The organism is Pseudomonas sp. Irchel 3E20, from assembly GCF_900187645.1.
Classification (GTDB): domain Bacteria; phylum Pseudomonadota; class Gammaproteobacteria; order Pseudomonadales; family Pseudomonadaceae; genus Aquipseudomonas.
Map to the genome: position 1 here is coordinate 215001 of NZ_FYEE01000007.1, position 20974 is coordinate 235974.

Annotated in this window: 19 protein-coding genes, 4 tRNA genes and 1 pseudogene; 19 read left to right on the plus strand and 5 right to left on the minus strand. The window is 62.2% G+C overall.

Going from position 1 to position 20974, the window contains the following annotated elements:
• The first annotated feature begins 1 nt into the window (after nucleotide 1).
• The 6 genes from murJ (at nucleotide 2) to ispH (ending at nucleotide 7481) form a co-directional block, all read left to right on the plus strand.
• On the plus strand, nucleotides 2-1540 hold the full coding sequence (gene murJ / locus CKW13_RS15260) for a murein biosynthesis integral membrane protein MurJ (protein ID WP_095109454.1): 1539 nt from the start codon (nucleotides 2-4) through the stop codon (nucleotides 1538-1540).
• A gap of 119 nt (nucleotides 1541-1659) precedes the next feature.
• The gene (ribF, locus tag CKW13_RS15265) at nucleotides 1660-2598 is read left to right on the plus strand and encodes a bifunctional riboflavin kinase/FAD synthetase (RefSeq protein ID WP_176465111.1); all 939 of its coding nucleotides are present in this window, start codon (nucleotides 1660-1662) and stop codon (nucleotides 2596-2598) included.
• Between the two features lie 14 nt (nucleotides 2599-2612).
• Nucleotides 2613-5444 carry an isoleucine--tRNA ligase gene (gene ileS / locus CKW13_RS15270; protein ID WP_095109456.1) on the plus strand — a complete coding sequence of 944 codons (2832 nt, stop codon included), beginning with the start codon at nucleotides 2613-2615 and terminating at the stop codon, nucleotides 5442-5444.
• A complete protein-coding gene (gene lspA / locus CKW13_RS15275) occupies nucleotides 5437-5949 on the plus strand; it encodes a signal peptidase II (RefSeq protein WP_095109457.1) in 513 nt (170 codons plus the stop codon). Before ileS ends, lspA begins: the two co-directional genes overlap by 8 nt.
• The gene (fkpB, locus tag CKW13_RS15280) at nucleotides 5942-6385 is read left to right on the plus strand and encodes an FKBP-type peptidyl-prolyl cis-trans isomerase (protein WP_095109458.1); all 444 of its coding nucleotides are present in this window, start codon (nucleotides 5942-5944) and stop codon (nucleotides 6383-6385) included. Before lspA ends, fkpB begins: the two co-directional genes overlap by 8 nt.
• A gap of 148 nt (nucleotides 6386-6533) precedes the next feature.
• Nucleotides 6534-7481 carry a 4-hydroxy-3-methylbut-2-enyl diphosphate reductase gene (ispH, locus tag CKW13_RS15285; protein ID WP_095109459.1) on the plus strand — a complete coding sequence of 316 codons (948 nt, stop codon included), beginning with the start codon at nucleotides 6534-6536 and terminating at the stop codon, nucleotides 7479-7481.
• Here ispH and CKW13_RS15290 read toward each other — a convergent pair.
• Nucleotides 7458-7991, minus strand: a complete 534-nt coding sequence (locus CKW13_RS15290; RefSeq protein WP_095109460.1) for a GspH/FimT family protein — start codon at nucleotides 7989-7991, stop codon at nucleotides 7458-7460. The two genes, ispH and CKW13_RS15290, sit on opposite strands and share 24 nt — an antisense overlap.
• Nucleotides 7992-8215: 224 nt before the next feature.
• On the opposite strand from CKW13_RS15290, the gene pilV reads away from it, so the two are divergent.
• Genes pilV through thiO form a run of 6 tightly spaced genes read left to right on the plus strand, consistent with a single transcriptional unit; the run spans nucleotide 8216 to nucleotide 11738 of the window.
• Nucleotides 8216-8662, plus strand: coding sequence for a type IV pilus modification protein PilV (gene pilV / locus CKW13_RS15295; RefSeq protein ID WP_095109461.1), 447 nt, complete (start codon nucleotides 8216-8218; stop codon nucleotides 8660-8662).
• 47 nt (nucleotides 8663-8709) lie between these two features.
• Nucleotides 8710-9372, plus strand: coding sequence for a pilus assembly protein PilW (locus CKW13_RS15300; RefSeq protein ID WP_095109462.1), 663 nt, complete (start codon nucleotides 8710-8712; stop codon nucleotides 9370-9372).
• A 9-nt stretch (nucleotides 9373-9381) separates the two neighbouring features.
• Entirely contained in the window at nucleotides 9382-9843 is a 462-nt protein-coding gene (locus CKW13_RS15305; RefSeq protein ID WP_095109463.1) for a PilX N-terminal domain-containing pilus assembly protein, read from the plus strand.
• Nucleotides 9830-10165 carry a hypothetical protein gene (locus CKW13_RS15310; protein ID WP_095109464.1) on the plus strand — a complete coding sequence of 112 codons (336 nt, stop codon included), beginning with the start codon at nucleotides 9830-9832 and terminating at the stop codon, nucleotides 10163-10165. Before CKW13_RS15305 ends, CKW13_RS15310 begins: the two co-directional genes overlap by 14 nt.
• A gap of 15 nt (nucleotides 10166-10180) precedes the next feature.
• A complete protein-coding gene (locus CKW13_RS15315) occupies nucleotides 10181-10582 on the plus strand; it encodes a type IV pilin protein (protein ID WP_095109465.1) in 402 nt (133 codons plus the stop codon).
• Between the two features lie 55 nt (nucleotides 10583-10637).
• Complete coding sequence (thiO, locus tag CKW13_RS15320; protein ID WP_095109466.1) at nucleotides 10638-11738, plus strand: glycine oxidase ThiO; 1101 nt, start codon at nucleotides 10638-10640, stop codon at nucleotides 11736-11738.
• Here thiO and CKW13_RS15325 read toward each other — a convergent pair.
• The 3 genes and pseudogenes from CKW13_RS15325 to CKW13_RS15335 form a co-directional block, all read right to left on the minus strand.
• Nucleotides 11735-12673, minus strand: a pseudogene (locus CKW13_RS15325) (sigma-54 interaction domain-containing protein); the annotation flags it as partial. The gene thiO and the pseudogene CKW13_RS15325 overlap by 4 nt on opposite strands.
• A gap of 157 nt (nucleotides 12674-12830) precedes the next feature.
• A complete protein-coding gene (locus CKW13_RS15330) occupies nucleotides 12831-13058 on the minus strand; it encodes a PP0621 family protein (protein ID WP_095109468.1) in 228 nt (75 codons plus the stop codon).
• 123 nt (nucleotides 13059-13181) lie between these two features.
• The gene (locus CKW13_RS15335; RefSeq protein ID WP_095109469.1) at nucleotides 13182-14204 is read right to left on the minus strand and encodes an outer membrane protein assembly factor BamD; all 1023 of its coding nucleotides are present in this window, start codon (nucleotides 14202-14204) and stop codon (nucleotides 13182-13184) included.
• Nucleotides 14205-14355: 151 nt separating this feature from the next.
• Between CKW13_RS15335 and rluD the strand changes: the two genes are divergently transcribed.
• The 7 genes from rluD to CKW13_RS15370 all read left to right on the plus strand — a co-directional run bounded on the left by rluD (nucleotide 14356) and on the right by CKW13_RS15370 (nucleotide 19447).
• The gene (rluD, locus tag CKW13_RS15340; protein WP_095109470.1) at nucleotides 14356-15318 is read left to right on the plus strand and encodes a 23S rRNA pseudouridine(1911/1915/1917) synthase RluD; all 963 of its coding nucleotides are present in this window, start codon (nucleotides 14356-14358) and stop codon (nucleotides 15316-15318) included.
• Complete coding sequence (gene pgeF, locus CKW13_RS15345; RefSeq protein WP_095109471.1) at nucleotides 15315-16040, plus strand: peptidoglycan editing factor PgeF; 726 nt, start codon at nucleotides 15315-15317, stop codon at nucleotides 16038-16040. Before rluD ends, pgeF begins: the two co-directional genes overlap by 4 nt.
• A 131-nt stretch (nucleotides 16041-16171) precedes the next feature.
• On the plus strand, nucleotides 16172-18736 hold the full coding sequence (clpB, locus tag CKW13_RS15350; RefSeq protein ID WP_095109472.1) for an ATP-dependent chaperone ClpB: 2565 nt from the start codon (nucleotides 16172-16174) through the stop codon (nucleotides 18734-18736).
• A 297-nt stretch (nucleotides 18737-19033) separates the two neighbouring features.
• Nucleotides 19034-19109, plus strand: a tRNA-Asn gene (locus tag CKW13_RS15355).
• A 9-nt stretch (nucleotides 19110-19118) separates the two neighbouring features.
• A tRNA-Pro gene (locus CKW13_RS15360) sits at nucleotides 19119-19195 on the plus strand.
• A gap of 5 nt (nucleotides 19196-19200) precedes the next feature.
• Nucleotides 19201-19276, plus strand: a tRNA-Lys gene (locus CKW13_RS15365).
• 94 nt (nucleotides 19277-19370) lie between these two features.
• A tRNA-Pro gene (locus CKW13_RS15370) sits at nucleotides 19371-19447 on the plus strand.
• 180 nt (nucleotides 19448-19627) lie between these two features.
• Here CKW13_RS15370 and CKW13_RS15375 read toward each other — a convergent pair.
• Complete coding sequence (locus CKW13_RS15375; protein ID WP_095109473.1) at nucleotides 19628-20926, minus strand: NAD(P)/FAD-dependent oxidoreductase; 1299 nt, start codon at nucleotides 20924-20926, stop codon at nucleotides 19628-19630.
• Between the last annotated feature and the right edge of the window lie 48 nt (nucleotides 20927-20974).

Consider the following 20974-nt stretch of genomic DNA (forward strand, 5'->3'; position numbering starts at 1 on the left):
CATGAATCTGCTTAAATCCTTGGCCGCCGTCAGCTCTATCACGATGATTTCCCGGGTCCTGGGGTTTGTCCGTGACACCCTTATTGCGCGCATATTCGGTGCCGGTATGGCCACGGATGCGTTCTTTATCGCGTTCAAGTTGCCCAATCTGTTACGCCGCATCTTTGCCGAAGGGGCGTTTTCCCAAGCGTTCGTGCCGATCCTGGCGGAATACAAAAGCCAGCAGGGCGACGAAGCGACCCGCACTTTCATTGCCTACGTCTCGGGCCTGCTGACGCTCGTACTGGCGCTGGTCACGGTGTTGGGCATGGTAGCGGCGCCCTGGGTGATCTGGGCGACGGCACCGGGTTTTACCGATGAACCGGCAAAATTCACCCTGACCGCCGACCTGCTGCGAGTGACCTTTCCTTATATATTGCTGATCTCCCTGTCGTCCCTGGCAGGCGCGATCCTCAACACCTGGAACCGGTTCTCCGTACCGGCCTTCGTGCCGACGCTGCTCAATGTCAGCATGATCCTGTTCACGTTGTTCCTGACCCCTTACTTCGACCCGCCCATCATGGCGCTGGGGTGGGCGGTGCTGGCCGGTGGCCTGGCGCAGTTGCTCTATCAACTGCCGCACCTGAAAAAAATCGGCATGCTGGTGTTGCCGCGCCTGAACCTGCGCGACTCCGGCGTATGGCGGGTGATGAAGCAGATGCTGCCGGCGATCCTAGGTGTGTCGGTGAGCCAGATTTCCTTGATTATCAACACGATTTTCGCTTCGTTCCTGGTGGCGGGCTCGGTGTCCTGGATGTACTACGCCGACCGTTTGATGGAGTTGCCCTCCGGCGTCCTCGGGGTGGCGTTGGGCACGATCCTGTTGCCCACGTTGGCCAAGACTTACGCGAGCAAGGACCGCCACGAGTATTCGCGCATTCTCGATTGGGGTCTGCGCCTATGCTTCGTACTGGTGCTGCCCTGCGCTCTGGCCTTGGGCATCCTGGCTGAGCCTCTGACGGTTTCGCTGTTCCAGTACGGTGAATTCGGCGCCCATGACGCCGCCATGACTCAGCAGGCGTTGGTCGCCTATTCGGTCGGGTTGCTTGGGATTATCGTCATCAAGGTGCTGGCGCCGGGCTTCTACGCCCAGCAAAACATCCGCACGCCGGTGAAAATCGCCATCTTCACCCTCGTGGTCACGCAACTGTTCAACCTGCTGCTGATCGGGCCGCTGGCCCATGCGGGCCTGGCGCTGGCCATCAGTGCCGGCGCCTGCCTCAATGCGGGGCTGCTGTTCTATCAGTTGCGCAAGCAGCAGATGTATCAGCCTCAGCCAGGTTGGGGGCGCTTTGGCCTGAAGTTGCTGGTGGCGGTGGCGATGATGTCGGCGGTGCTGTTGGTGGCGTTGCACTTTATGCCGGCCTGGAGTGAGGGTCACATGCTGGAGCGGTTCCTGCGCCTCGGTGCGTTGGTGCTGGCGGGGGTGGTGACCTATTTCGGCATGCTCGCAGCGATGGGCTTTCGCCTGCGTGATTTCAATCGCAAGGCCCTGAACTGACGGGTTTTTGCGCTTAAGTGCGCGTCAGGCATCAGTTCGAGGCATTTGGCGGCGAGCTTGCCTGTCGTCAGCCGCCGGGTGTGGTTATAATCGACCACTTTATGAGCAAGAAGCGCGTTATGCAGCTGGTTCGAGGCCTCCACAACTTGCGCCCCCAGCATCGGGGCTGCGTCGCCACTATTGGCAACTTTGACGGTGTTCACCGTGGTCACCAGGCGATCCTGGGTCGGCTGCGTGAACGTGCGCTTGAGTTGGGCGTACCCAGCTGCGTGGTGATATTCGAGCCACAACCGCGGGAGTTCTTTGCGCCGGACACCGCCCCGGCACGCCTGGCGCGTTTGCGCGACAAACTGCAATTGCTGGCCGAAGAAGGCGTCGACCGGGTGCTGTGCCTGGCCTTCAACCAGCGCTTGAGCAAACTCAGTGCCACCGAGTTTGTCGATACCATCCTGGTCGATGGCCTGGGCGTACAGCACCTGGAGGTCGGCGACGACTTCCGCTTCGGTTGCGACCGGGTGGGGGATTTCGACTTCCTGCAGCAGGCCGGTGGTGCCCGGGGCTTTACCGTTGAAGCCGCACAGACCGTCGAACTCGATGGTTTGCGCGTGAGCAGCACCCAGGTCCGTAACGCCCTGGCCGCGGCGGATTTCCCCCTGGCCGAGCGTTTGCTCGGTCGCCCGTTCCGCATCGCCGGGCGGGTGCTGCATGGGCAAAAACTGGCGCGCCAACTGGGTACGCCCACCGCCAACGTGCAACTCAAGCGCCGCCGCGTGCCGCTGACCGGGGTTTACCTGGTGAGCGTCGATATCGATGGCCAGCCGTGGCCCGGCGTTGCCAATATCGGCGTGCGGCCAACGGTGGCCGGCGATGGCAAGGCCCACTTGGAAGTTCATCTTTTAGATTTTGCCGGCGATCTGTATGACCGGCGTTTGACGGTGGTTTTCCACCAAAAGCTGCGTGAAGAGCAGCGTTTCGCCTCTCTGGAGGCGCTGAAAACGGCGATCAATGCGGATGTCGCCGCCGCCCGTGCCCTAGCCGCACCTAGCGCCAATCGCTAACTGAAGAGCCATAAATGACCGACTATAAAGCCACGCTAAACCTTCCGGACACCGCCTTCCCAATGAAGGCCGGCCTGCCACAGCGCGAACCACAGATTCTGCAGCGCTGGGACAGCATTGGCCTGTACGGGAAGTTGCGCGAGATTGGCAAGGATCGTCCGAAGTTCGTTCTTCACGACGGTCCTCCCTACGCCAACGGCACGATCCACATCGGTCATGCGCTGAACAAGATTCTCAAGGACATGATTATCCGCTCCAAGACCTTGGCCGGTTTTGATGCGCCTTATGTTCCGGGCTGGGACTGCCATGGCCTGCCGATCGAGCATAAGGTCGAAGTGACCCACGGCAAGAACCTGGGCGCGGACAAGACCCGCGAACTGTGCCGTGCCTACGCCACCGAGCAGATCGAAGGGCAAAAGTCCGAGTTCATCCGCCTCGGCGTGTTGGGCGATTGGGCCAACCCCTACAAGACCATGAACTTCAAGAACGAGGCTGGCGAAATCCGTGCCTTGGCTGAAATCGTCAAGGGTGGTTTCGTGTTCAAGGGCCTCAAGCCTGTGAACTGGTGCTTTGACTGCGGCTCGGCCCTGGCCGAAGCGGAAGTTGAGTACGAGAACAAGAAATCCTCCACTATCGACGTCGCCTTCCCGATCGCCGACGAAGCCAAACTGGCCGCAGCCTTTGGCCTGCCCAGCCTGGGCAAGCCTGCGTCCATCGTGATCTGGACCACCACCCCGTGGACCATCCCCGCCAACCAGGCCCTGAACGTCCACCCGGAGTTCACCTACGCCCTGGTGGATGTCGGCGACAGGCTGTTGGTGTTGGCCGAAGAGTTGGTAGAAGCCTGCCTGGCCCGCTACGAGCTGCAAGGCTCGGTTATCGCCACGGCGACCGGCAGCGCGCTGGAGCTGATTAATTTCCGCCACCCGTTCTACGATCGCCTCTCGCCGGTGTACCTGGCCGAGTACGTCGAACTGGGCGCCGGCACTGGCGTGGTGCACTCTGCGCCAGCCTATGGCGTGGACGACTTCGTGACCTGCAAAGCCTACGGCATGGTCAACGACGACATCATCAACCCCGTGCAGAGCAACGGCGTGTACGTGCCGTCCCTGGAGTTCTTCGGCGGCCAGTTCATCTGGAAGGCCAACCCGGCCATCGTCGATAAACTGAGCGAAGTCGGTGCGTTGCTGCACACCGCCGTCATCGAACACAGCTATATGCACTGCTGGCGCCACAAGACCCCGCTGATCTACCGCGCCACCGCGCAGTGGTTCATCGGCATGGACAAACAGCCAGCCACCGGCGATACCCTGCGCCAACGGGCCATCAAGGCCATCGAAGACACCCAGTTCGTCCCGGCCTGGGGCCAGGCGCGCCTGCACTCGATGATCGCCAACCGCCCGGACTGGTGCATCTCCCGCCAGCGCAACTGGGGCGTGCCGATCCCGTTCTTCCTGAACAAGGAAAGCGGCGAGTTGCACCCACGCACCGTTGAACTGATGGAAGAAGTCGCCAAGCGTGTCGAAGTCGAAGGCATCGAAGCCTGGTTCAAGCTCGACGCCGCCGAACTGATCGGCGAAGACGCACCGCTCTACGACAAGATCAGCGACACCCTGGACGTGTGGTTCGACTCCGGCACCACCCACTGGCACGTGCTGCGTGGCTCGCACCTGATGGGCCACGACAGCGGCCCGCGCGCCGACCTGTACCTGGAAGGTTCCGACCAGCACCGCGGCTGGTTCCATTCCTCGCTGCTGACCGGTTGCGCCATCGACAACCACGCACCGTACCGCGAACTGCTGACCCACGGTTTCACCGTTGACGAAGCGGGTCGCAAAATGTCCAAGTCCCTGGGCAACGTGATCGCACCGCAAAAGGTCAACGACACCCTGGGCGCCGACATCATGCGCCTGTGGGTCGCGTCCACCGATTATTCGGGCGAGATCGCGGTTTCCGACCAGATCCTGCAACGCAGCGCGGACGCCTACCGGCGTATCCGCAACACCGCGCGCTTCATGCTCTCGAACCTGACCGGTTTCAACCCGGCCACCGACCTGATGCCTGCGCAAGACATGCTGGCCCTGGACCGCTGGGCCGTGGACCGCGCCCTGCTGCTGCAACGCGAGTTGCAAGAGCACTACGGCGAGTATCGCTTCTGGAACGTCTACTCCAAGGTGCACAACTTCTGCGTGCAAGAGCTGGGCGGTTTCTACCTGGACATCATCAAGGACCGCCAGTACACCACCGGCGCCAACAGCCAGGCCCGGCGTTCCTGCCAGACTGCACTCTTCCACATCAGCGAGGCGCTGGTGCGCTGGATCGCGCCGATCCTGGCGTTCACCGCCGATGAGTTGTGGGAATACCTGCCGGGCGAGCGCAACGAATCGGTGATGCTCAACACCTGGTACGAAGGCCTGACTGAGTTGCCCGAAGGCGTCGAGCTGGACCGCGCCTACTGGGAGCGGATCATGGCGGTCAAGGCGGCTGTCAACAAAGAGCTGGAAAACCAACGCGCGGCCAAGGCCGTCGGTGGCAACCTGCAAGCCGAAGTCACGCTGTTCGCCGAAGAGGCGCTGAGCGCCGACCTGGCCAAGCTGAGCAACGAACTGCGCTTTGTTCTCATCACCTCCACCGCCACCCTCGCACCGTTCGTGCAGGCCCCGGCTGACGCGGTAGAGACCGAAGTCAGCGGCCTCAAGCTCAAAGTGGTCAAGTCTGCTTTCGCCAAGTGCGCCCGTTGCTGGCACTGCCGCGAAGACGTTGGCGTGAACCCAGAGCACCCGGAAATCTGCGGTCGTTGCGTCGATAACATCAGCGGTGCCGGCGAGGTACGTCACTATGCCTGAGGCCACTAGCCGTTTCGGGCGCTCGGGCTGGCTGTGGTTGAGCCTGCTGGTCTTGGTCATCGACCAGGCCAGCAAGCATTACTTCGAAGGTTCGCTGACCATGTACCAGCAGATCGTGGTCATTCCCGACTACTTCAGCTGGACCCTGGCCTACAACACCGGCGCCGCTTTCAGCTTCCTCGCCGACAGCTCTGGCTGGCAGCGCTGGCTGTTTGCGCTGATCGCCATCGTGGTCAGCGTGGTGCTGGTGGTCTGGCTCAAGCGGCTGGGCCGCAACGACACCTGGCTGGCGATTGCCTTGGCCCTGGTGTTGGGCGGCGCGCTGGGCAACCTATACGACCGCATCGCCCTGGGCCATGTGATCGATTTCATCCTGGTGCATTGGCAGAACCGCTGGTACTTCCCGGCGTTCAACTTTGCCGACAGCGCCATCTGCGTGGGCGCAGTAATGCTGGCCCTGGACATGTTCAAAAGTAAGAAAACCGGAGAAACCGTTCATGACTGAAGCCTCGCAACGCATCGGCCAGAACACGGAAGTCACCCTGCACTTTGCCCTGCGCCTGGACAATGGCGACACCGTCGACAGCACGTTCGACAAGGCCCCAGCGACTTTCAAGGTTGGGGATGGCAACCTGCTGCCAGGCTTTGAGGCAGCTTTGTTCGGCTTCAAGGCGGGCGACAAGCGCAACCTGAAAATCGAGCCGGAGAACGCCTTCGGCCAGCCCAACCCACAGAACGTGCAGGTTATTGCGCGTTCGCAGTTCCAGGACATGGACCTGTCGCCCGGCCTGCTGGTGATCTTCAACGATGCGGCCAACACCGAATTGCCCGGTGTGGTGAAGGCGTTCGACGACACCCAAGTGACCATCGACTTCAACCACCCGCTGGCAGGCAAGACCCTGACCTTTGATGTCGAGATCATCGGCGTCAAAGCGCTGTAAATAAGTGTGGGAGCGGGCTTGCCCGTGATGAGTGCCTGACATTCAGCATCGATGTTGACTGACACGGCGCTATCGCGAGCAAGCTGGCTCCCACAGATGGTTTTCTACGGTTTTCGCTATTTCTTGCGCGCAAGACACGAGGCACAGCATGCAAATCAAACTCGCCAACCCCCGTGGCTTCTGCGCCGGTGTGGACCGGGCGATCGAAATCGTCAATCGCGCCCTGGAAGTCTTCGGGCCGCCGATTTACGTGCGCCACGAAGTGGTCCACAACAAGTTCGTGGTCGAAGACCTGCGCGCGCGCGGGGCGATTTTCGTCGAGGAACTGGACCAGGTGCCCGACGACGTCATCGTGATCTTCAGCGCCCACGGCGTTTCCCAAGCCGTGCGTACCGAGGCGGCGGGCCGTGGCCTGAAGGTGTTCGACGCCACTTGCCCGTTGGTGACCAAGGTCCATATCGAAGTGGCGCGCTATAGCCGCGACGGCCGCGAATGCATCCTGATCGGCCACGCCGGCCACCCGGAAGTCGAAGGCACCATGGGCCAGTACGACGCCAGCAACGGCGGCTCGATTTATCTGGTGGAAGATGAAAAAGATGTCGCCGCGTTGCAGGTGCGCAACCCGGAGAAAATCTCCTTCGTGACCCAGACCACCCTGTCGATGGACGACACCAGCCGTGTCATCGATGCCCTGCGCAGCCGTTTCCCGGCCATCGGCGGGCCGCGTAAGGACGACATCTGCTACGCCACGCAAAACCGCCAGGACGCGGTCAAGCAACTGGCGGACGAATGCGATGTGGTGTTGGTGGTTGGTAGCCCCAACAGTTCCAACTCCAACCGCCTGCGTGAGCTGGCCGAGCGCATGGCGACCCCGGCCTATCTGATCGACGGCGCCGAAGACCTGCAACAGAGCTGGTTCGAGGGCGTCGAGCGCATTGGCATCACTGCGGGTGCGTCGGCGCCGGAAGTGCTGGTGCGGGGCGTGATCCAGCAACTGCACGCTTGGGGCGCCACCGGTGCTGATGAACTGGCCGGCCGCGAAGAAAATGTCACCTTCTCCATGCCCAAAGAGCTACGCGTTCGTTCCCTGCTGTGAACACAACGCCTGTTCGGCCTTGTCGCTGCGCAGGCTGACCCGGCCGCTGCGTGAGAGCACCACTTGATGGTGGCTCACGCCTCCCTCCCTGGCGCAGATGTGCAGCGTCCCGGCCTGGAACGCCCCGCCCGGTAGTAGCGGCTCGCCCAGGCTACTGAAGCGTACGTACTGGCGCACCGGGCGATTACCCACAATCGACACCCGCCCATCCTGATACCGCTCGGACAGCACCGGGTTGTTTTTGTCCTCGTGGCCTGCGCCGCTGATATCCAGAATCACGTTCCAGCCGTGGCTCCAGTCACCCTCCACACCGTGGATAACCACGGTCTGGTTGCGCAGGATGGCCTGGGTGCGGGCGTGGCCCATGGCGCCGGCCAGTTGCCGGGCGGTGTTTTCTCGGCTAACGGACTCAATCAGCCCCGTGACTGGCGGTACGGCCACGTTCACGGCAATGGCCGCGATGGCCATGCCGGTCAACAGCTCAATCAGGCTGAATCCTTTCTGACTCATGCTTCTTCCTCCTTGGGCGGGGGCTTGCGGTAGGACTAGTTATAGACCCTGTCTTGCGCCTCTCCGGGACCGAGGCGCGGGGATTATGTTGCCGCGTGTTCCGCTGCCGGGCGTGCCGCAAATCTTGCCGCTACCCTTGTGCCTGGCCCGCTATTGATCTCGCTGGTTCCAGGAAGGGAGCCGACGATGGTGGCAATTGGCGCCCCCTCAAGGACGATCGACGCATGACTCAAACAACGGGTGTTCCACTCAAGGCGCAGCAGGGGATGACCCTGATCGAAGTATTGGTGTCGCTGGTGATTCTCGGCGTAGGGCTGCTGGGGGCGGCGGCGATCCAGCTCAATGCGCTGAAGTACACCGACAGTTCGCGCATCAGCAGCCAGGCCAGTTTTGTCGCCTACGACATGCTCGACCGCATTCGTGCCAATCCCTTGGCCGACTACAGCGCCCCGTCTGGCGTCGGCGCCATGAGCGGCATTGCTCAACAGGACTTGGACGACTTCAGGCGCAATATCCTCGACTTCGGCGGCCCCACCGCGACCGGCAGCATCGCCATGAACGGGCCCCACGTCACCATCAACCTCAAGTGGGATGACGCCCGGGCCAGCCATCCGGGCACCGCGCCGCTACGCAGTTTCGTGCTGACCAGCCGCGTCGCGGAGGCTCCGTGAGGCGCCGCGTTTATGGGGGCTTTGGCCTCATTGAGCTTTTGCTGGCCATGGCGTTGAGCCTGGTGGTAGTGCTGGGAGTGGTGCAGCTGTTTATCGCGGCCAAAAGCACTTACCTCAGCCAAAGCGCATCGGCTGCGCTGCAGGAAGACGCCCGTTACGTGCTGAGCAAAATGCTCCAGGAAATCCGCATGGTGGGCCTTTCGGGTTGCCTGGCCAGCATCGAAGACCTGAGTGCGGCGGGGGACTTTTCCTGGCATATCCGCCGGCCCATCGAATGGGACGCCGCCGCGCGGCGCCTGACGCTGATCGCGGCGGATGTGGGGCAGGGTGGCGGGTTGCCGACCTGGACCGTGCTGACCGATTGCATGACCGCCGCCCGGGCCTACACCGGTAGCCGCCGGCCCCCGCCCGGCCAGTGGGCCTTGCCCATCCGACGGCTGACTTACACCGTTCAGGATGGCCAGTTGTATACCGGCACCGGAACCGGCCCTAACCAAGCCGTACTGGTGAGCAATGTCGAAGGTTTTGACGTGAGTTTCGGCGTGGCCAACGCTCCGGCCGATCTGGCGGCGGCCTACTACACCGACACGCCGGGCGACCCCTCCCTCATTCGTAGCGTGCGTTTGGGCCTGGTTCTCAAGGACCCGACCGGTCGGGTGCGCAGCCAGGCATTCAATGGGCTGGCCGCACTGCGCAACCGGCTGCCGTAGGGGGTTGCCATGAGGAACCCCGCGCAGCGCGGTATGGCGTTGCTGGCCAGCCTGGTGTTTTTACTGCTGTTGACGCTGATCGGCCTGTCATCGCTGCAAAACGCCACCCTGCAGGAAAAAATGACGGGCAACCTGATGGCCCGCAACCTGTCCTTTCAGATCGCCGAATCGGCACTGCGCACGGGTGAAAGTGCGGTGCGGGTCGAAGGCGCAGGCGTGCCCCTTTGCGTGGCCACGCAGTGCCTACCCCCGGCGGAATCGGCGTTGGTCACCGAGCCCGGGTTCAATGCTGCCTCCGGGGTGATGTGGGTGGCAGCGGCCCAAGGCCTTTACGGGTTACAGAACCTGGGCCCGGTGCTGGGGGCCGTCAACGTGCCCGCCGAGACGCAAGCGAACCTGTTCCGCGTCACGGCAGTGGGCATTGCCGGCCAGTCGCGCAGTGTGGTGGAGAGTGTCTATGCCCTGTATTGAGCGGTACGCCGGGCGGCTGGCGGCTTTTTTCGCCGCCTCGGCCCTTGCATTCACTGATCTGGGTTATGCCGGTGAGCCCGTGCCGGTGGCAAGCTTGGCGCCGCTGGCAGTGGCTGAGGAACGCTCGCAGGCGCGCAAATACAGCGCTAAAACGCCCGCCACCCCGGCGTTCGGCGTTAAGATGCGCAACCCGCGGGCACCGGGCGGCTGGGGCGATGAACTCATCCCCGATGGCCAGGCCCGCTACCCCGCCGCCAGCACCGTGCTTAGCGCGGAACCGAGCAGCACCGGCCGCCGGATCATGTGGCGACAAATCCAGTAAGTGAGAGCTTGAGGCATGCGCAGATCCAACCAAGGTTTGACCCTGATCGAACTCATGATCGTGGTCGCGATCATCGGCATCGTGATTACCATCGGTCTTCCCATCGCGACCGAGTACGTGAAGAAAACCCACCGCACCGAAATCGCGGCGTTGTTGACTGAACAGGCGCAGAACCTTGAGCGCCTGCACTCCAAAACCAATCAATACAGCGGTGCCACCGACCTGAGCCCGGGCAACGACTACTACAACCTCAGCGCGACACTGGCCGAGCAGACCTTTCTGCTGACGGCGGTGCGCAAGCACGAGGCGTTGATGGTCGATGACAAGTGCGGCGATTTCACCCTCAGCCATACAGGCCAGCGCGGCAACATCAATACCGCCGAAGGTGTGAGCGAAAAAGACTGCTGGGGGCGTTGAGCCCGCTGGCCGGGCGCCCTGGGCGCTCGCTGTTTTTTCATTGTGGGAACTGAAAATGGCCAATCAAGAACAAGTGCTGATTGTTGGCGGCGGCGTTATCGGGCTGTTGACCGCGTTTAACCTGGCGAGCGCGGGGCGCAGCGTGCTGTTGCTGGACCGCAGCGGTCTCGGCCAGGAGGCGTCCTGGGCGGGCGGCGGCATCGTCTCGCCCCTGTACCCGTGGCGCTACAGCCCGGCGGTCACGGCGCTGGCGCATTGGTCGCAGGATTTCTATCCGCGGTTGGCCGAGCAACTGTTTGCCACCACCGGGGTCGATCCCCAAGTGCATACCACCGGCCTGTATTGGCTGGACCTGGAAGACGAAGCCGAGGCCTTGGCCTGGGCCGAGCGGGAAAATCGACCGCTGCGCGCCGTGAACCTGTCGGCTGTGCAAGAGGCCGTGCCGGTGCTGGGGGAGGGGTTCGCCCGGGCCATTTACATGGAAAACGTCGCCAACGTGCGTAATCCGCGGCTGATTAAAGCCCTTCGCACGGCGCTGGAAGCCCTGCCGAATGTGGCCATCATGGAGCACTGCGAGGTCAGCGGTTTTGTCCTGGAAGGCCAGCGGATCGTAGGGGTGCAAACCTCCATCGGCGAGGTGCGGGCCTATCAAGTGGTGCTGACGGCCGGGGCCTGGAGCGGCGAATTGCTCAAGACCGTGGGGCTGGAATTGCCGGTCGAACCGGTCAAGGGCCAGATGATCCTCTACAAGTGTGAGGCAGACTTTCTTCCGAGCATGGTCCTGGCCAAGGGGCGTTACGCAATTCCCCGCCGCGACGGCCATATTCTGGTGGGCAGCACCCTGGAGCACGAAGGTTTCGACAAAACGCCCACCCTATCGGCCCTGGAAAGCCTGAAAGCCTCGGCGGTGGAGCTGATTCCAGCGCTGGCGCACGCCGAGGTGGTCGGCCATTGGGCGGGATTGCGCCCCGGTTCGCCCGAAGGCATTCCCTACATCGGCCAGGTGCCGGGTATCGAAGGCTTGTGGCTCAATTGCGGGCATTACCGCAATGGCCTGGTACTAGCGCCGGCCTCCTGCCAGTTGTTCGCGGATTTGCTACTGGGCCGCGAGCCGCTGATCGACCCGGCGCCTTACGCCCCGGCCGGGCGGATTTAGTCCAGGCCGAGTTTTTTCAGGCGATAGCGCATCGAGCGAAAGGACAGGCTCAGGCGTCGGGCCGCCGCGGTACGGTTCCAGCGCGTTTCCTCCAGGGCCTGAAGGAGCAGGCTGCGTTCGATGTGTTCCAGGTGTTCTTCCAGGTTGTTGACGTGCGCCAGGCTGATCCCCTGCAGTTCAACCGGGCCCGGCGACGCTGGCAGATAGAGGTCGCTGGCCTCGATCAAAGGGCCGTCGCACAGCGCATAGGCGCGTTCCAGCAGGTTCTCCAGTTCCCGTACGTTGCCGGGGAACGGATAGTTTTTCAGCACTTCAATGGCTTGCGCATGCAAGCGTGGGCGGGCGGAACCTGGGCGGCGGGGAATTCGCCCGAGGATGTGGTTGGCCAGCAGTTCGATATCCTCGCGCCGTTCGCGCAATGGGGCGACCCGCAGTTCAATCACATTCAAGCGATAGAACAGGTCCTGGCGAAAGCGCTGGGCGTGGACTTCGGCCCGCAAGTCCTTGTGGGTGGCGCAGAGGATGCGCACGTCAACCGGTTCCTCGCGCTGCCCACCCACCGGGCGCACGGCTTTTTCCTGCAGGGCCCGCAGGAGCTTGACCTGCATTGCCAGCGGTAAGTCCGCCACTTCGTCGAGAAACAGTGTGCCGCCGTGTGCGGCCTGGAACAGCCCCGGTTTGTCATCGCCCGCGCCGCTGAAACTGCCTTTGCGGTGGCCGAAGAACTCGCTTTCCATCAGCTCGGCGGGAATGGCGCCGCAGTTGATCGGCACAAAGCCGTGCCCGGCCCGGTGGCTGCGTTGGTGCAGGGCCCGGGCCACCACCTCCTTGCCGCTGCCGGATTCGCCGCTGATGTAGATCGGCGCATGGCTATTGGCGAGTTTGTCGATGTGTTGGCGCAGGCGTTTGATGGCCGGAGAGTCACCGAGCAGACGCGGGGCGTCTTCGGCGGCGAGGCGCGGGTGTCGGGAATGTGGGTTCAACGCGATGTCCGTCCATGGGCAAACAGCAGCCGCCTCCTTGGCGTGCTTTGCAGTCTAGGCATGCAGGGCCGACTTTACCGGCCCTGGTTGTCGCAAGTTATGTGGCGCCTTAGGACGGGCGCGGGCCTTGTTCCAGGTGGGGCTGGCTGCAATACCATTGCTGTTCCAGGCTCAGGGCGCGGTCCCTGGGCAGGTGTACGCCGCAATGGGCGCAACGCACCATGGGCGCGGCGCTTTGCTCGGGTGGCGGGGTGGTGGCGGATGTCGAGCGCTTGAATTTGCGCCAGAACCATACCGCAGCGGCAATCAGGGCGATCCAGAACAGTAAACGAAGCATGGCAGTCAGCTTTTTGACGAAAGAGCCGGCAGTTTAGCCAAGGTGCTGGGCAGCGCCCAGCGCAATAAAGCGCGGGCACAAAAAAGGAGGCTCGAAAGCCTCCTTCTTGATATTGCCCTGGCGTCAGTCGAACACGCCAAAGGTCATATAGCTGAACCACGAGCGGTCGCTGTTGTTGCCTTCGGCTTCGTGCTGTTCTTCTTCCATCACGTCGCCATTGGCATCCTTAGGCTTGAGCTCGGCCGGGATCGCGTCCTTGGCGTCTTGGTACTGGCGCATCACGTCCTGGTTGGCGCGGGTTTCGCCCGGCGGCAGCGGTGGACGGGATTCGATCAGGCCCAGGGTGGCCTTGCTCAGCCACGAACGGTTGTCCGCTTCGGCAACGCTTGGCACGAACTGACCGTCCACCAGGGTGCGGTGGTCCGGGTAGTTGAGCTTGAGGGTTTCCAGGCTGGTGTTGGCCAATTCGTCCAAGTGCAGGCGCTGGTAGGACTCGACCATTACCGCCAGGCCGTCGCCGACCGAAGGGGTTTCCTGGAAGTTTTCCACCACGTAGCGACCACGGTTGGCTGCGGCGACGTAGGCCTGACGGGTCAGGTAGTAGTCGGCAACGTGGATTTCGTAGGCCGCCAGCAGGTTGCGCAGGTAGATCATGCGCTGCTTGGCGTCCGGCGCGTAGCGGCTGTTGGGGTAGCGGCTGGTGAGCTGGGCGAACTCGTTGTAGGAGTCGCGCGCGGCACCGGGGTCACGCTTGGTCATGTCCAGCGGCAGGAAGCGCGCCAGCAGGCCCACGTCCTGGTCGAAAGAGGTCAGGCCCTTGAGGTAGTAGGCGTAGTCCACGTTCGGGTGCTGGGGGTGCAGGCGAATGAAGCGCTCGGCGGCCGACTTGGCAGCCTCGGGCTCGGCATTCTTGTAGTTGGCGTAGATGAGCTCGAGTTGAGCCTGATCGGCGTAGCGACCGAACGGGTAGCGCGATTCCAGGGCCTTGAGCTTGGCGGTGGCGCTGGTATAGCTGTTGTTGTCCAGGTCGGCCTGCGCCTGCTGGTACAGCTCGACTTCGCTCAGGTTTTCGTCGACGACTTCCTTCGATGAGCAAGCAGCGGTCAATGCGAGGATGGCGATCAGCAGCAGGTGTTTCACTTGCATGGCGGCTTGCGTCCCTATGACGGCCGCTGTCTTGGGCGGGGCCGTCCTGTTATGATGAGCGCCCCGTTGAAAAGCCTCGGGGCAAAAGACGCCGTATTTAACCACAAGCGCGCAGCCGAAACCAAAGGCTGTGCCGACGCCCAGTCCGAGCATGTCCGATAAAATTGAACTTCGCGCAGAGGTGCCGTCCGAATTGGGCGGCCAACGCCTCGATCAAGTCGCCGCACAATTATTCGCTGAGCACTCGCGCTCGCGCCTTTCCGCCTGGATCAAAGACGGCCGCCTGACTGTGGATGGAGCGGTTATCCGCCCGCGAGACACAGTTCATGGCGGTGCGATTCTTGAGCTGACTGCCGAGCAGGAAGCCCAGGGAGAATGGATCGCTCAGGACATCGAGCTCGATATCGTCTACGAAGACGATGACATCCTGGTCATCAACAAACCCGCAGGCCTGGTGGTTCACCCGGCGGCCGGGCATGCCGATGGCACCTTGCTCAATGCCCTGCTGCACCACGTGCCGGACATCATCAACGTGCCGCGTGCCGGCATCGTGCATCGCCTGGACAAGGACACCACCGGCCTGATGGTGGTGGCCAAGACTATCCAGGCGCAGACCCAGTTGGTGACGCAGCTGCAGAGCCGCAGCGTCAGCCGGATCTACGAGTGCATCGTGATAGGTGTCGTGACGGCGGGCGGCAAGATCAACGCGCCCATCGGTCGCCACGGCCAGCAGCGCCAGCGCATGGCGGTAATGGAGGGGGGCAAGCAAGCCGTCAGCCACTACCGCGTGCTGGAGCGTTTCCGCTCTCACACCCACGTGCGGGTCAAGCTGGAAACCGGCCGGACCCACCAGATCCGCGTGCACATGGCCCACATCAACTTCCCATTGGTGGGCGATCCGGCCTACGGCGGCCGCTTCCGCATCCCGCCGGCGGCCAGCGTGACCATGGTCGAGTCCCTTAAAAGCTTCCCGCGTCAGGCGCTGCATGCGCGTTTCCTGGAGCTGGACCATCCGACCACCGGTCAGCGCATGAGCTGGGAGTCGCCGCTGCCGGACGACTTCGTCTGGTTGCTGTCGCTGCTCAAGCAAGACCGCGAGGCGTTCATCGGATGAATGACTGGCTGATCCCCGACTGGCCTGCACCGGCCGGGGTACAGGCCTGCGTCACCACCCGCGCGGGCGGCGTCAGCCTGGCGCCGTTCGACAGCCTCAACCTCGGCGATCACGTTGATGACAGCCCCGCGGCCGTTGCCGAAAACCGCCGGCGCCTCACCGACCATTTCTCCATCGCGCCTGCCTGGTTGCAGCAAGTCCACGGCATAGACGTGGTGCATGCCGACCCTTCGCAGGTCGCCCGGGCAGACGCCAGCTGGACCGCTACCCCAGGCATTGCCTGTACCTCGATGACCGCCGATTGCTTGCCCGTGCTGTTCTGTGACCGCGCCGGCACCCGCGTGGCCGCGGCCCACGCCGGTTGGCGCGGCTTGGCGGCGGGCGTGCTCGAAGCCACTCTGGACAGCCTCGCCGTGGCGCCGGATCAGGTGCTGGTATGGCTGGGGCCCGCCATCGGGCCTACGGCCTTTGAAGTCGGCCCGGAAGTGCGCGAGGCCTTCGTGCGGCAGATGCCAGAAGCGCAGCAGGCCTTCGTACCCAGTGCCAATGCGGGCAAGTTTATGGCCGACATCTACCTGCTGGCGCGCCTGCGCCTGGCGGCCCGTGGTGTCACGGCGGTGTATGGTGGCGGCTTCTGCACGGTCAGCGACCCACGCTTCTTTTCCTATCGCCGCAGCCCCCGCACTGGTCGATTTGCCTCCCTTATTTGGCTCGCGCACTAGACTCTGCTGACCTGCGTCAACCTTACAGCGCTTGAATCTCCCAGAATCGACCGCATCTATAGCGGTATCTGGCAGGTTTCTTCATTCAGGATGTGTTCATAGCTCCGGCCTGCTCAAAAGGAAGGTGACTCATGCGTATAGACCGTTTAACCAGCAAATTACAGTTAGCGTTGTCCGACTCCCAATCCCTGGCGGTCGGCCTCGATCATCCGGCCATCGAGCCGGCGCACTTGATGCAAGCGCTGCTTGAACAGCAGGGCGGCTCGATCAAGCCTCTGCTGATGCAAGTGGGCTTTGACGTCAACAGTTTGCGCAAAGAGCTGAGCAAAGAGCTCGACCAACTGCCGAAAATCCAGAACCCCACCGGGGACGTCAACATGTCCCAGGACCTGGCGCGCCTGCTTAACCAGGCCGATCGCCTGGCCCAGCAGAAGGGCGACCAGTTCATCTCCAGTGAACTGGTGCTGCTCGCCGCGATGGACGAAAACAGCAAACTGGGTAAGTTGCTGCTCGGCCAAGGTGTGAGCAAGAAAGCCCTGGAGAACGCGATCAACAACCTGCGCGGCGGCGAAGCGGTTAACGATGCCAACGTCGAGGAATCGCGCCAGGCTCTGGACAAGTACACCGTTGACCTGACCAAGCGCGCCGAAGACGGCAAGCTCGACCCGGTGATTGGTCGCGACGACGAAATCCGCCGCACCATCCAGGTGCTGCAACGGCGCACCAAGAACAACCCGGTGCTGATCGGCGAGCCTGGCGTGGGTAAAACCGCGATTGCCGAGGGCCTGGCCCAGCGCATCATCAACGGCGAAGTGCCGGACGGCCTCAAAGGCAAGCGCCTGCTGTCCCTGGATATGGGCGCGCTGATCGCCGGTGCCAAGTACCGCGGCGAGTTCGAGGAGCGCCTCAAAGGCTTGCTTAACGAACTGTCCAAGCAGGAAGGGCAGATCATTCTGTTCATCGATGAACTGCACACCATGGTCGGCGCCGGTAAGGGCGAAGGCTCGATGGATGCGGGCAACATGCTCAAGCCTGCCCTGGCGCGCGGTGAACTGCACTGCGTGGGCGCCACCACGCTCAACGAGTACCGCCAATATATAGAGAAGGACGCGGCGCTCGAGCGACGCTTCCAGAAAGTGCTGGTGGAAGAACCGAGCGAGGAAGACACCATCGCGATCCTGCGTGGCCTCAAGGAGCGGTACGAGGTTCACCATAAAGTGGCGATCACCGACGGCGCGATCATCGCGGCGGCCAAGTTGAGCCATCGCTACATCACTGACCGGCAGTTGCCGGACAAGGCCATCGACCTGATCGATGAGGCGGCCAGCCGTATCCGTATGGAAATCGACTCCAAGCCCGAAGTGCTGGATCGCTTGGAGCGGCGCCTGATTCAGCTCAAGGTCGAATCCCAGGCCTTGAAGAAAGAAGACGACGAGGCGGCGAAAAAACGCCTGGAGAAACTCCAGGAAGAAATCGAACGCCTGGAGCGCGAATACTCGGATCTGGAAGAGATCTGGAACGCGGAGAAAGCCGAAGTGCAAGGCTCTGCGCAGATCCAGCAGAAAATCGAGCAGTCGCGCCAGGAACTGGAAGCGGCACGCCGTAAAGGCGACCTGAACCGCATGGCGGAGTTGCAGTACGGGGTTATCCCGGACCTGGAGCGCAGCCTGCAAATGGTCGATCAGCACGGCCACAGCGAAAACCAGTTGCTGCGCAGCAAAGTGACCGAGGAAGAGATCGCCGAAGTGGTGTCCAAGTGGACCGGCATTCCCGTGTCGAAAATGCTCGAAGGCGAGCGCGACAAGCTGTTGAAGATGGAAAGCCTGCTGCACCAGCGCGTGATCGGCCAGAACGAGGCGGTGGTGGCGGTGGCCAACGCGGTGCGGCGTTCCCGTGCCGGGTTGTCGGACCCTAACCGCCCCAGCGGCTCGTTCATGTTCCTCGGCCCAACCGGTGTGGGTAAGACCGAGTTGTGCAAGGCGTTGGCCGAATTCCTCTTTGATACCGAAGAGGCGATGGTGCGGATCGATATGTCCGAGTTCATGGAGAAACACTCCGTGGCTCGTTTGATAGGTGCGCCACCAGGCTATGTAGGCTACGAGGAGGGCGGCTACCTGACCGAGGCCGTGCGGCGCAAGCCTTACTCGGTGATCCTCCTCGATGAGGTCGAGAAGGCCCACCCGGACGTGTTCAACGTCTTGCTGCAGGTGCTGGAGGATGGCCGGTTGACGGACAGCCACGGGCGTACGGTGGATTTCCGCAACACGGTGATCGTCATGACCTCCAACCTGGGCTCGGCGCAGATCCAGGAACTGGTGGGTGATCGCGAGGCGCAGCGTGCGGCGGTGATGGATGCGGTATCGACGCACTTCCGTCCGGAGTTCATCAACCGGATCGACGAAGTGGTGATCTTCGAGCCTCTGGCCCGGGATCAGATTGCTGGCATCACGCAAATCCAGTTGGGCCGCCTGCGCAGTCGCCTGGCTGAGCGCGAGCTGCAACTGGAACTGAGCGGCGAAGCGTTGGATAAGCTGATCGCGGTGGGTTACGACCCGGTGTACGGCGCACGGCCGCTCAAACGAGCGATCCAGCGCTGGATCGAAAACCCGCTGGCGCAGTTGATCCTTTCTGGCAGTTTCCTGCCGGGAGCGAGCGTGACGGCCACGGTGGAAAACGACGAGATTGTTTTCCATTAAGGTGCAGTCCTGACGCGCCAAGTAGAGGCCCTGCATCGCGGGGCCTTTTTTTTCGGTAGGGCGTTGAACTCAAAGGAAAAGGCTTGTAAAGTGCGCCCCGCAGTATGTCAGCCCAAGGCTTTCTTCTCCCCAAGAAGAAAACTGAAAGAAGTCGCAAATCATTGTCTTAAAAGCAATTTAAAGGGTTGACAGGGGTTTTTAAGATTGTAGAATAGCGCGCCTCAGACACACGAACGCAGCGATGTGAACGGGTAGAAGAGGCTGAAGTAAGCAGTAGATGTAATTGAAATATGTAGTTCCGTGATAGCTCAGTCGGTAGAGCAAATGACTGTTAATCATTGGGTCCCAGGTTCGAGTCCTGGTCACGGAGCCAATTTCAAACCGGGGTATAGCGCAGTCCGGTAGCGCGCCTGCTTTGGGAGCAGGATGTCAGGAGTTCGAATCCCCTTACCCCGACCATTTTTGGGTCGTTAGCTCAGTTGGTAGAGCAGTTGGCTTTTAACCAATTGGTCGTAGGTTCGAATCCCACACGACCCACCATTTTTGAAACCAGCGTTGCTGGGATCGAATCTTAAGATCAGCGGCCAAAAGCCATGATCGAAGAAGGCGACTTGAAAAGGTCGCCTTTTTTTTCCGGGGTATAGCGCAGTCCGGTAGCGCGCCTGCTTTGGGAGCAGGATGTCAGGAGTTCGAATCCCCTTACCCCGACCATATTGAAAATCCCCGTATCGTCAGATACGGGGATTTTTTTTGTCTGCGCAAAAGTTGAGTGCCGATCAGGCCCGCTCCCTGTGGGAGCGGGCCTGCCCGCGATGGTGATCTGCTAGCTCATGCACGTGTGAGAGGTACACCGCCATCGTCGGCTGGACCAAGCCCCACAAAGTGTGTGGATCAGTGCAGCTTCAGGCGCGGTTCGGTGCCGCGGCCAATGCGGCTGCCCAGCATCAGCATTGCCGTGCGGAAAGGGCCGTACAGCGCCATTTGGTGCATGCGATACAGCGAGATATAGAACATGCGCGCCAACCAGCCTTCGAGCATTACGCTGCCGGTCAGGTTGCCCATCAGGTTGCCCACGGCGGAAAACCGCGACAGCGAAATCAGCGAGCCATAGTCGGTGTACTTGTAGCTGGGCAGTGGCTTGCCTTCGATCCGCAGTTTCAGCGATTTGGTCAGCAAGGACGCCTGTTGGTGGGCGGCCTGGGCCCGGGGCGGTACGTTGCGGTCGGTGCCCGGTTGCGGGCAGGCCGCGCAGTCGCCGAAGGCGAAGATGTTTTCGTCGCGGGTGGTTTGCAGGGTGGGCAGCACCTGCAACTGGTTGATGCGGTTGGTTTCCAGGCCATCGATGTCCTTGAGGAAGCCTGGCGCGCGAATTCCGGCGGCCCAGACTTTCAGGCTGGCGTTAATCACCTGGCCATCGGCCGTTATCAGGCTGTCGGCGGTCACTTCGCTGACGGCGGCGTTGGTCATCACGTTGACTCCCAGCTTCTCCAGGGTTTTATGCACCGGTCCGCCGATCCGCTCCGGCAGGGCGGGCAGCACCCGTGGGCCGGCCTCGATCAGGGTGATGTGCATGTTTTCCGGGAGAATCCGGTCCAGGCCATAGGCCGCCAGTTCATGGGCGGCGTTATGCAGCTCGGCGGCCAGTTCCACCCCCGTGGCGCCGGCGCCGACGATGGCCACGCTGATCTGCTGCACCACATCGGTTTGCCCGGCGTGGGCGCGCAGGTAGTGGTTGAGCAGTTGCTGGTGGAATTTCTCGGCCTGTTTGCGGGTGTCGAGGAACAGGCAATGCTGCGCCGCGCCCTGGGTGCCGAAGTCGTTGGTGGTGCTGCCGACGGCGATCACCAGGGAGTCGTAGCCCAGTTCGCGGGCCGGCACCAGCTCCAGGCCTTGTTCGTCGTAAGTGGCGGCCAACTGGATTTTCTTCCGCTCGCGGTCGAGCCCGCTCATGCGCCCAAGCTGGAACTCGAAGTGGTTCCATTTCGCCTGGGCAACATAGTTGAGCTCGTCTTCGCTGGAGTTCAGCGAACCGGCGGCCACTTCATGCAGCAGCGGCTTCCAGATGTGGGTGAGGTTGGCGTCTACCAGTGTCACGCTGGCGGTGCGACGTTTGCCCAGGGTCTTACCCAGGCGGGTCGCCAACTCCAGGCCGCCGGCGCCGCCGCCGACAATGACAATTCGATGAGTCATGGGGATATCTCGCAAGGCTAAAAAAAATCGGTGCGGTTACCCGAGCGA

Bases quoted from the DNA above. Each gene is read 5' to 3' on its own strand.
- lspA (WP_095109457.1), top strand. From the start codon at position 5,437: ATGCCTGAGGCCACTAGCCGTTTCGGGCGCTCGGGCTGGCTGTGGTTG.
- CKW13_RS15335 (WP_095109469.1), bottom strand. From the start codon at position 14,204: ATGCAAGTGAAACACCTGCTGCTGATCGCCATCCTCGCATTGACCGCT.
- ribF (WP_176465111.1), top strand. From the start codon at position 1,660: ATGCAGCTGGTTCGAGGCCTCCACAACTTGCGCCCCCAGCATCGGGGC.
- murJ (WP_095109454.1), top strand. From the start codon at position 2: ATGAATCTGCTTAAATCCTTGGCCGCCGTCAGCTCTATCACGATGATT.
- ispH (WP_095109459.1), top strand. From the start codon at position 6,534: ATGCAAATCAAACTCGCCAACCCCCGTGGCTTCTGCGCCGGTGTGGAC.
- CKW13_RS15300 (WP_095109462.1), top strand. From the start codon at position 8,710: ATGGCGTTGAGCCTGGTGGTAGTGCTGGGAGTGGTGCAGCTGTTTATC.
- clpB (WP_095109472.1), top strand. From the start codon at position 16,172: ATGCGTATAGACCGTTTAACCAGCAAATTACAGTTAGCGTTGTCCGAC.
- thiO (WP_095109466.1), top strand. From the start codon at position 10,638: ATGGCCAATCAAGAACAAGTGCTGATTGTTGGCGGCGGCGTTATCGGG.
- CKW13_RS15305 (WP_095109463.1), top strand. From the start codon at position 9,382: ATGAGGAACCCCGCGCAGCGCGGTATGGCGTTGCTGGCCAGCCTGGTG.
- ileS (WP_095109456.1), top strand. From the start codon at position 2,613: ATGACCGACTATAAAGCCACGCTAAACCTTCCGGACACCGCCTTCCCA.
- pgeF (WP_095109471.1), top strand. From the start codon at position 15,315: ATGAATGACTGGCTGATCCCCGACTGGCCTGCACCGGCCGGGGTACAG.
- CKW13_RS15310 (WP_095109464.1), top strand. From the start codon at position 9,830: ATGCCCTGTATTGAGCGGTACGCCGGGCGGCTGGCGGCTTTTTTCGCC.
- fkpB (WP_095109458.1), top strand. From the start codon at position 5,942: ATGACTGAAGCCTCGCAACGCATCGGCCAGAACACGGAAGTCACCCTG.
- CKW13_RS15330 (WP_095109468.1), bottom strand. From the start codon at position 13,058: ATGCTTCGTTTACTGTTCTGGATCGCCCTGATTGCCGCTGCGGTATGG.
- CKW13_RS15290 (WP_095109460.1), bottom strand. From the start codon at position 7,991: ATGAGTCAGAAAGGATTCAGCCTGATTGAGCTGTTGACCGGCATGGCC.
- CKW13_RS15375 (WP_095109473.1), bottom strand. From the start codon at position 20,926: ATGACTCATCGAATTGTCATTGTCGGCGGCGGCGCCGGCGGCCTGGAG.
- CKW13_RS15315 (WP_095109465.1), top strand. From the start codon at position 10,181: ATGCGCAGATCCAACCAAGGTTTGACCCTGATCGAACTCATGATCGTG.
- pilV (WP_095109461.1), top strand. From the start codon at position 8,216: ATGACTCAAACAACGGGTGTTCCACTCAAGGCGCAGCAGGGGATGACC.
- rluD (WP_095109470.1), top strand. From the start codon at position 14,356: ATGTCCGATAAAATTGAACTTCGCGCAGAGGTGCCGTCCGAATTGGGC.